The sequence below is a fragment of the Gammaproteobacteria bacterium genome, assembly GCA_019748175.1.
Lineage (GTDB): Bacteria > Pseudomonadota > Gammaproteobacteria > JAIEPX01 > JAIEPX01 > JAIEPX01.
This window is the reverse complement of record JAIEPX010000002.1, coordinates 144,622-155,517: the sequence shown is the minus strand read 5'-3', so window position 1 is coordinate 155,517 and position 10,896 is coordinate 144,622. Positions and strand designations below refer to the sequence as shown.

The window sequence follows — 10,896 nt, the reverse complement described above, 5'->3', positions numbered from 1 at the left end:
GCACAGTTGAAATCAATCCACTCTTTAGTTTAAAATCAAAGTCTTAAGTAAAGGTCTATTTTTTACAAATATCAGGTTTTCAAGTAAAAAAGCTTTCTGCTCCTCATGACGATCCGCAAGGCATTTAATTATATCCTCATTGTTAATACCATAAAGACGCTCTAAATTTGATAAATTCTCTATATCATTCATGGTAGGCATACGAATTAAACTGCTGATAATTGACTCAATATTATTAGCTGGAAATTCTTTTTTCTCAAAAAATCTTACTCTATAAGACTTTCTCGGCGCCATTACTTCTGGTTGACCTAAATCAAATTTTGCTTGAAGCCTTAGCATAAGCCGCCCCACTTCTGAATCATACCATACAGGATTTATAGCTAGAATCAATTCTCTTAGTATAATACAATCTTCAAAATACTGTTTTGACAATGTAATATTATTAATCTCAAAAAGATTTATAGCAAATTCTGTTTTTTCTATAATAAATTTATTTATTGTTAAAAGTGCTTTTTTCAAAAATTCGAAATAACTAAAGCTATCATTAATATTTATCTCAATTATTTTCTTGCATGAATCCAATTCAAAATCTAATTTTTTCAGATTCTTCAAAATTCTACAAATCATTTTATTGGCATTTTTATAATCGAGTAATGTCAGATCCACTTCTATTACTTGTACATCACTATAAAACTTTCTCATTATTATAGATTTTACAAAATTATAGCGTGTTTCAACATGCTCATCATTAACGCCTTGTAAGTATTTTATGCTGACAATATCTTCCAGCGCCAGTTTAACAACCTCCTCCGTCAATAAGTAAAATCTCTCATAACTGAAACGATATAGCCTACCGAATAATCGATCTGAAAGATAATGGTCAAGTATTGAATATTTTTTTATTATATTGAGCGTTATTAGATATTGATTAAATTGATAATTCATTCCAATATTATATATGAAGTCCTGTGCGAACAAGTAGAATTCAAAGATTTCATCGTGTAACTTATCTTTTTCTTTATGATGCACCACTGAATTAAATCTCGCAATATAATGCTCTGGCGTTATAGGATTTATTATATCCTCAAAATTTCTGGACAATTCATTAATTCGTATTTTCATCTAAAAAAGCTAGATTTATTTTTTATAATTATTGCATCAATATTCTTATGATACTGTGCTTTCTTAAAATATTCTTGAGCCATTACAGTAAAACCAAGCTTTTCGTACGCCACACCACAATTAAAATAGGCTTCGTAAAAGTTAGACGATATACGCGTAGCTCTATAGAAATCATTTAATGCCTCTTCGTAAGCGCACATTTTTAACTTGAGGCGTCCTCGATTCACATACGCATCTGCATAATTAGAATCCAATAGAATGACCTTATTATAGTCCTCTAAAGATTCATAATATTGATGAACCAATCCATAAACAATTGCTCGATTATAATAAGGCTGTGTATTATTCGGAGCTATAGATATTGCTTTTGAGTAGCATTCTATAGCCCCATTATAATCAGTAAGTTTATAACAAGCATTGCCTTTATTGATGTTCGCAATAATGTATCGAGGATTTAGGGCAATAGCTTTATTATATTCCTCTATTGCCCCTAAATAATCACTCTGTATAAAGAGTTGATTGGCCCTCTTAAAATGAGTTTTAGATAAAAACATTTTATTTATATGACCGTGCAAATTTCGCTCTATAAGCTTGCACTAAGTCATCTCCACGATTATCCCCACCTACACTTCGAAGAATTTCCTCAGTAACCAAATTCGTTAGCATAGCTGCACCATCAGGTGAATTTACATCTAAAAACTCGCTTCGACCGCCCGTCTCCTGAGCAATTTGACGGAATGAAGACTCCGCAGACCGGGCGACATAGAATGAGTGGACTGGAATTTCATTCGCTTTCAGCACTTGCAACTCATTCATATAGAAAGTAGGCGCGGCAAATTTAGTCTGCCTCCAATATGCCTCACCTTTACCGCCGCGCTTAATTGTTACATCCTGTGCTGTGTTAGGATTAGCATCACCAATGAGTATTACCTGAGTGATTTCACCATTTCTTGCCTCTTCACTGGCATGCCATAGCCCGATTTCAATAGCTTCATTACCTTGCCCGCCCTCAGGCTGAATCCTATCCATGAATGCACGTAGATTACTTGGTTTTGTTTCCCAGGTAGAAGTCTGTAACAATAAATCATTGCCAGAACTGTAATTCCGATAAACTGAGAACTGCAATTCAAAGGCATCAGGAGCAAAACCATTGTCTTTTAATATCTCAGCAGCTCGTTCAAACATAATCCCAACTGTGTTTTTGGCTTTTTGTAGAAGGTGACTCATTGAGCCAGTAGCATCCATAAGACAAACTGTCCTTGAACGTTTATTGTTATCCGACCCCTTATTAGCTTCACCTAAATATTGAGCCAAAAACTTCATGTCTTTGTTTTGTAGCCTTTCGAGAAATTTCAATGCTATCTCATGTTCTTTTTTAGCTTCATCGACAAACTTAGTATCTTCGCCATATTGCATTTCAAAATATTCGGTTCTTTTCTTGTTTAAGACTGAATAATAAACCCCTGAAGCTTTCATTTTTACGATGACGTCATTATCTACCAAGAAAGAGCTCAAAGAGTCCTCTAGCAACACCATACTGTATGAACCATGATCACCCTGTCTAGCCGTTCGACCTTTTATTTGAGTTTCCTCAGATATTTCTGCTGACAAGAATGTTTGAATTACGTGCGTACCACCATTTGATGACACTGATTGGTCTCGACAAACAAAGTCTGTACCTCTGCCAAAAGATTTAGTTAACAATGTTACTTGGCCTGATGTTGTAGCTTGCTTAATTCGCTTTATTTTATCTGGAGTTTCAAGCTCTTCAGTGATGACATTATACCCATCCTTTGAACTTGCTAGCGATGGCGAGTTATAAAAACTCAACAATTTTTCTTTAGAATCGAAGAAGACTAAAACTGCCCTTTTTGTACCTGTTGTAGAACCCTTAATTCTGTCATCTATTTCACGCTTGATTACGTTGAAAAAATCTGACCTATTTTCAATTTTAATATCGGCATCTTCGCGAAAAATTAAGTTATTAGCCCCATAAACTGAGGGGGCGTATGTGTTTTTACAGATTCCATAAATATTTCGTACAATAGCCTGTTCAGGTTTACTCAACGTTTTAAGAGTCCCTGTCACTCCCATGATTTGGCGAAATAGGTGCGGAATTTCTGCGTAAGAAAAATTACCACAATTTATAGATATGCAGATATTTTCATTTAAGCTTTGTTCACTAATAGTCCCCTTATCTTTTTCATAATAATAGGCAAATAGTGTTTTATATCCCTCGAGCATATTGAAAACAATCGTATCCTGAACTTTGTACCCAATCTTGTCGCCAATTACCAGGTAATCATGAGAAATGAATGATTTGACATCATTGAGCATATCTTTACAGGCTTCCTCAATTAAAAACTCCCAATTTTTATATTTATCACAACAGGCTTTAAACTGTGACGTTGCCTTTAATTTCCTAATGGTAATAGAATCTCGCTCCTTCCAAATCAAATCCGTTAGACCTGCAATCGTGGGATCTGATAATGTCGCTGATGGCGTATACGTTTTTCCGTAAAATTCTTTGCTAAAGAAAACATCGACCTCATCAATTAATAATATTTTTGGGCGATTTGAAAGAATCTTGGCTGAGTTTACTGGGTTTAGCTCATTTGAAACCAACGACTTAACAATCTCTCGAACATTACCGTTTTCATTAATCACAGCTTCACACAACTTATTAAAGGTACCATAATGAATATTTTCCAAAACACCCAGAGTATCAAATAAATCTTTGAAAGAGTTATAGTCCCTGACACTTAAATAATCACTATAGCACGCGCAACTTACATCAAAACCGAGCAAAGCTAAGACGGAGGCCGTAGCCGCTAGTGTTACCGATTTTCCCTCTCCGGTACCTATTTGAACTAAATTATTTTTTAAAGAGGCTGTACCATCATCAATACCCAACATTCGTAATATCGAAATAATTTGTGCAGCATGAGGTCTTAATAAGTAGCTCTCACGCTCATCTGCTCCCTCGGCATCAAAATAATGCGATGCGTTTTTTAGAGTCCATATAGCGAATACATGAGCGAGTATTTCTGGAATTAGATCTCGAATGGCACCAGTCCAACGAATTTCAACATCATTGGAACGAACTTTCAGTAAATTAACTTTCAGTGATGAGACAATCGAGGCAAAATCTATATGTTTTGAAAGGTTTTTTGTGACTAACTGTTTGTATCTTCCATCAAATTCATTATATCTTGAACGCAGTTTTTGCCTATCTAAATCATCTCCATCGATGTGATCAAGAATATACTCAATACCATGTGTCTGAGTTCTTACAGACCAGACATGATGCTGATAGCCGACAAAACACTTATGTTCTTCTAAAATAATTTGGCCGATGCCCGATTGCTCGGTATTGAGCATGGTGGCAAGTTTTGCCAAGGCCTGAGCACCCCCCTTTTGCCGTTTAAAATCATGTAGCAAAACATCTATTCTTAAATCAATTCTTTCCTTGAACCTTGTAATACATTCGGATATTTGTTTAATTGCAATTATTCCATCAGCTATATCTACTAGCTCAGATGCTGAACTAACCTTGCTTTCAAGAGTACTTAGCTTATCACCGATAACAACATCCAGCTTCTGTAAAAATTCGCTAACACGAACACCCGTTTTAACAAGGGAAGGCACTTCTTTGCTCATCATGGTTAGAGCAGCGTAGTAACGATCGAAAGCATTATAATCTGTTTTATTCAGAGTTGATTTAGATATTATCTTCATAGATTCAGCAAATAGTGCCTCAAACTTGATCTTTAGACCAGAAAACGCTTCTGAGGATATTTTATCGAGATCGATCGACTTTATATTTAAATGCTGCTTCAATAATGATACAGATAAAAGCACATTAATGTTACGATTTAACTCTTCATAAAATTGCTTCCTAGATATTTCGGAACACAACGTTAAGTCATTAAATATCCGAAGCTTAGCAAAATAATCGGCGTATTTGTTTATTTCAAAAATTACACAGGAAACTATGTCTGAATATTTAATCTTAGATAGTATTGAATCTAAACTTGAAAAAGTAGTAGCACTTGAATTTTTTTGATCATCGCTGTTTTGGTAATGAGGACTATATTTAACACCTACAGTAGAGATATAACGCTTGATCTTTTTCAATAGCGGATCCCATGCTTCAGCCCTCGCCATAATTTTAATCAAAAGATCGCACTGCATAAATTCAACTGCTTTAATATAATCCTTGTTATAAGACTCGAAGTATTTAATCATTTTTTTATTCAATTTTTCTATGTTTGACATAAAATTGTCAGGATAAATGTCCAAGCACTCCTCGTCAAAATCTATATTTAAAGGAATTACACTTTGCCCCCTGAATGTAACAGGCTGATTATTCACTGCATTAGAACCTAGAGAAATTCGTCGCAACTCATCTTTGAACCCTATGATTATGGTCAAGTTTTCCAAGGCTTTTTCCATAATCTTGATATTTAGAGAGGCATTAATACTGTCGTCATCTGTTTCGGATAAATTATCATTGATGACTCTTAGAAACTGCTCCATCGAGCTGCCGAGTCTTGCTTTAATTTGGGCATAGTAATTATTTAATAACGGAATACTATCTCCCAGGCGCACTCGATAGTCATAAACCTTCTTCAGATCTGGAATCATGCCCACAATATCATCTTGATCTAAACACGAGTCGATCCGAACTTTCGAGTCTTTAATTGCCTTTAGCACATGCTCTCTCAGATGTTTTTTAGATTCTGCATGACTTTCACTAGACCCCAGGTAATCCTGCAAACCCTCTACATTACCAGTTTCAATGAGATCTTTAACTCGGCTTTCATGCTCATCAACCAAACCTTTTATCTCTTCCTTAGCTGCATCAAGCTCTACCTCTAATGCTTTTCTTAGATCATCTGGTAAGAATTTTAGTGCGACAGTTACCTGACGGATATGAGGGTTTCGCTCTGCAGGTAATGCACATTCTCTTGCGGCCTCTAATACTTTCCTGCAGCGCTCTAATATACCTGACTTAATTTTAGCAAGAGCATGGGTATATTTACGGTCTTTAGTAGCTACTTCTTGAAACTTTTCAAATATTTCTTTAGGTGGATAAGCAGGATAGTCCTTCAATTCATTGTCGATATACTTTAGAACGACCTCGTCAAGTACACGTTCAATACGCTTAGTTAGTTCATCTAATTTAACAACAATATCTTGGGTACAATATGTACCAAGTAAATTACGAATAGTCGACACAATGTCCATTCTTACATTAGATTCATTAAAATTATTTGAATCAATAGAAGCCGCAATTGAATCTAAGAAGCGAATAATACGGTCAGAGATAGTGTTTTTAACAAACAATGTGCAATCAACTAATTCCACTCTAACATTCTCTTCTAAGTATTTAAGCAAGAGTTGTTGCGCATCTTTTATCTTGTTAAGATTTACGACAATTGATTGAATATCACTGACGGTTTGCGAATCTACGGAACTGCCTAGCATAATAACTTTTGTACGTGTTTCCGAGACCAGGTCAACCAGTGCTCTTGAAAGTGTATCTCGAAGTTGCTCGGCAGCACTAAGCGTTGCTGGATCTTCTAATTCGGTGAAACGACTCATATGTGACGCTATAGTAATAAAATTCAAATCTTTGATGGCTGTCAAAATGTCTGGTGTAATTTTAGCTTCTGCATAAAAAAGGTCTCTGTATTTTATATATAGATCATTGTATTTCTCACCTTCAATCATATAGTCAAATCGACTAAGAGCCCTAGCAAGAGACAGCTTAGACTTTAATCGTTGATTATTTTTAGCGGTTTGCAACTTCATCATTTCTTCTGATAACTCATTGCGATTCTGTTCAAGTAGTTCCTTGTAACTATCTAATATCCTTTCTGGAAACATCATGAATATATTAGGTTGTTTGTTCATGATATGAGTTAAATGTCTTAACTTAGACAATAAATTTTGTGCATTTTGAGTTATAATTTTATCAGAGGAATCAGCGCTAGGTGATATTGCTTTCCTTAAATCCTCAGTCAAGATACTATTAAAATACTCTACATAACTTCTGATTGTGGTATAGAATTGATTTTCTACAACATGCAATTCATCCCTCATAATTCCGAATTGATTACATGCCTTCAAATAACAACACACAATTTCAGCTTTCTCGACATCTAATTCCGCTAATGTTGTTAACGGCTTGCTTCTGCTATCATCGATTCTACATACCTTTTCTTTCATTCTAGAGATATTCTCATCAAGACTCTCGATATTCAAGCATCCTCTCTGAGCTATCCATTCTTGACTTTTTTTTCTATTTTTCGAAATTTCATCCAATTTAATTGATTCTATCTCGTTTCTAAGGGCAGTGTATCTTTCTAGGTCTCCGAGGATTTTTGATTTCTCTTCACAACATTTTCTCAAAAATGACTCTCTATTGTTAAGCGCTCGCTCTGAATCTTCTAGGTCATCCGAAAAGTCATCGTAGGATTTATAACCTCTTTGCTTTAGATATTCTAAACTATCCGTACGTGATTTTTTATTCTCTACACCAATGATTTTATCATAGCCGACTTTTATTCTTTTCAAGTCTGTATATCTATCCAGTTCTAATGCTTTATCCTTTTCATGAGACTCAATTTTCTTTAACAACCCCTCCTTTTCACCTTTAATTTCTTCAATCTGACGATTAAGATCATCTAAATTCTTGAAGCCGTTAGATTGCAACTTACCCGCTAACTTCATTAATAGAGCCGAATCACCTTCTTCTAGCATAATCACATAATCTCTTCTGATGCTTTCGAGATTCGTGAGAGAAATAGTGTCAAGGCCATACATAAGACTGATTAATTTAAAATTGTCTTTAAAACGAAGGAGAAGACCTTCCATGAGGCTTTCCCGAACTGCAGTCAACGCAGGCAACCCAGCTTCCAAAGGAATCATTGTTTGGAAATTTGAAATGATTTCACCCAGCTCTTTGATATTGCTATAATCTTCTAAACGTAGATTCAATGACTGAGCACGATGTTTAGCTACCTCTGCTCGGGAAAGGATTTCTTCCCGAATCTCTAGCATTGTTTCATCTGTGATGCCAGGCTTATACCTTTCGAGCCACCCAGCCTTTTTAAGCGTTACCAGGCTCCTTGAGAATTTCTTACAATCCTGCCCATTACTATCCAGAAACAGCTTCAATTGATGCTCAGATTCACGACGCATTTCTTTAATATAGCCAGCCAATGTCTCAATAGTTTGATAAAAAATCTCTGAGGTCATAGACTGCATACCCTGCATTTCATGTATAGAATTCATTTCCTCCATCAACACCTCTAATTCTTCAAAAGCATCTCCTCGTAACCTTGTAAATGTATTTTGTATCTTCTCTTTTAAATTTGTAAAAAATCCCATTAAATCAGCAAACAGAGACATTACTGATTTCTCAAGCTCCTTAGGTTCTATGTGGCTATCAAATCCAACAGTTGATTTAGACTCATTAAGCTGGGAAATTGATCGAATAAGAACTTTGATATCGGATTTAGTTAATCGTCTATCTTTATTGAGTAGAGATCGAGCATTTTCAGATATAGATTTTATTCTCAATAAAGCTTTCTCACAAAAAGACTTATAAATGCTATTGATCTTAGAACTCTCAACGTGCCCTGATAATTCCTTACCTATTTTTTTTATCAGTGATAAAGATTTAGTTAATTCCGTCCAGTTACACTCTTCAATGTTGAGACTCATTATAGTTGATATTTCTTCAAGCTTCTTCGATAGCTCATCAAGGTGTTTAGAATAGAATTCGTTAAAACTTGGAAAATGCTGACAAAGAAGTTTAATTTTGTCCAATCTTTGCCTAAAACCAACATTGTCTAGTGAATAAACCCCTACATTATTTGAGAGCTCCTTGACTTTTATGGTCAGATTTTGCAATAAAGCAGCTGATTGAATCGCATCATTCGTGAGGTGTTTTTCTCGTATTAATTCAGCATTTTTGATATTGGAGATGCTTGCCTTATATTGAATTATATCAGCTTCTGTTAAATTGTTATTATCGTCTAAGGTTTTATCAAAATTCTGTAGAGCCGCCTGATACTTTTCACGTAAATGGGCTATTAAATGTCGCTTACATTCATCATAAATCTGTTTAATAAAATCCTGATTAAGAATCGACATCAAAGTTTTAAGCTCATCTAGCTTATATTGAACGACACCGTAATTGCCTTGTTTAGCTGCTTGATATATTGATAGCTGATGCTTCATAACCTGGTCTTTTAATATACCTTTTGATTTATCTGTGATTGAAAACTGAAACACCTCTTCTGGATGTCTAATTGCTGTCTTACCCATTAGTTTTCTATGAAATATTTTTGGCTTGTCGTTTATTGGATCTAATCCCAATGCACCATCTTCAGTGGAAAAAAGCATCGACTCAAACAACGCCATTAGCGATTTATCGGACTTATCTTCAGAACTCAGATGCGATTTTAGATTCTTCAACTCAGCATAAACTTGAGACAACTCATCTGAACTATACTTCGTAAAAAGAAAGGTAAATGCATCGAGGTGATCTTTAATATTGGCAACGGTTCTTACCAGTAGGTGAGCCAATTCTTTTAGTAATTCACAACGATCACCGATACTTTTGTTACTGATCAATACAACTGGACGTACCGTTTTTGCACCTCGTACAGCCTCTACAACACCGATAGCATTTGCAATATCAACCTCAGCTCCTTGTGTATCTTCAAAACCCGGAGTATCACAAATCACAATACCGCCATCACGTTCATAGCCTATCGACTCAAAACTAACAGGAATGGCTTTAATATAGCGCGTCTCAGATTTTTTTTCTGGACTTGTTTTGACCTCTCTTAATATATCAGTTTTTACCCCACTTGCTTGTATATGCTCTAAACCTTTGACCACAGTCTTTTCCATGGTTGATCCACACAAAAAATGCGTAGTAGTTGATTTTCCCGAACCAGTCCTTCCAAGAAGTAAAATAATATCTTGATCCTTAATTGATATCGCCGCTTCTTTTGCTTTACCAACTAAAGCGACTAATTCTTTTATATCAAAAGGTCTAATTTCTTTTAGAAGTGATTCTGATTGCTCGTTTAGACATTTCCAATCAGACCTTGCTAATGACGCCTTCATTTCATCTAATACTTTATAATATTGTTGTCCACATAACTCATATAACTTGGTGACGATAGTTTCATGCACTTTAGAATTTGGTATTTCACCCGACTGAAAACAATACTTTAAATTAGACACAACACCTAATAATAGTTTTTCAGAACATTCAGGCATATCAGCAACATACTCTGAACCTTTTAATTCTTGACTCATATCAATCTCCTTCATAGTTAAACTAGCATCAGACAAATCAATTAAAGATATTTTTGAATCGCCATCTGATTCATTTTCATTCTCATGTGCATTAATAACCGAATATGATTCTAAGAATCTCACGACCTCAACTTTTTTATCAGGATTAGGATAGATAGTCTTATTTTTCAATTTCATTCCTGTTAAAGGATTTGTATCGTGTTTATCAAGCCACCGATCGATATTTTCACGATCAAACTCATATTTTATACCTTCATCTGATAAAATATACACAGGCTCTCGCATCAGATTATGCGAGATTGGGCAAATCAAGTTTCTAGGGAAATCGACGCTTAAAACTATTTTTTGCATTTTAACTAGCTCCTAAAGTTAATCCATATAATCTAATATCCATCGAATGAACATTTCCTAATCACAATATACGGAAAT

General features: G+C 35.1%; 3 protein-coding genes. All 3 read right to left on the bottom strand.

All coding sequences use genetic code 11. The annotated features are described in order from the left end of the window. Positions 1-24 precede the first annotated feature (24 nt). Genes K2X50_00950 through K2X50_00940 form a run of 3 tightly spaced genes read right to left on the bottom strand, consistent with a single transcriptional unit; the run spans position 25 to position 10,818 of the window. A complete protein-coding gene (locus K2X50_00950) occupies positions 25-1,122 on the bottom strand; it encodes a hypothetical protein (protein MBX9585800.1) in 1,098 nt (365 codons plus the stop codon). Beyond that, positions 1,119-1,697, bottom strand: a complete 579-nt coding sequence (locus K2X50_00945; protein MBX9585799.1) for a tetratricopeptide repeat protein — start codon at positions 1,695-1,697, stop codon at positions 1,119-1,121. The genes K2X50_00950 and K2X50_00945 overlap by 4 nt, the downstream gene beginning before the upstream one ends. Continuing rightward, on the bottom strand, positions 1,678-10,818 hold the full coding sequence (locus tag K2X50_00940) for a hypothetical protein (protein MBX9585798.1): 9,141 nt from the start codon (positions 10,816-10,818) through the stop codon (positions 1,678-1,680). Before K2X50_00940 ends, K2X50_00945 begins: the two co-directional genes overlap by 20 nt. Positions 10,819-10,896: the final 78 nt, after the last annotated feature.

Coding starts and splice junctions, on each gene's coding strand:
- K2X50_00940 (MBX9585798.1), bottom strand. CDS start 10,818: ATGCAAAAAATAGTTTTAAGCGTCGATTTCCCTAGAAACTTGATTTGC.
- K2X50_00950 (MBX9585800.1), bottom strand. CDS start 1,122: ATGAAAATACGAATTAATGAATTGTCCAGAAATTTTGAGGATATAATA.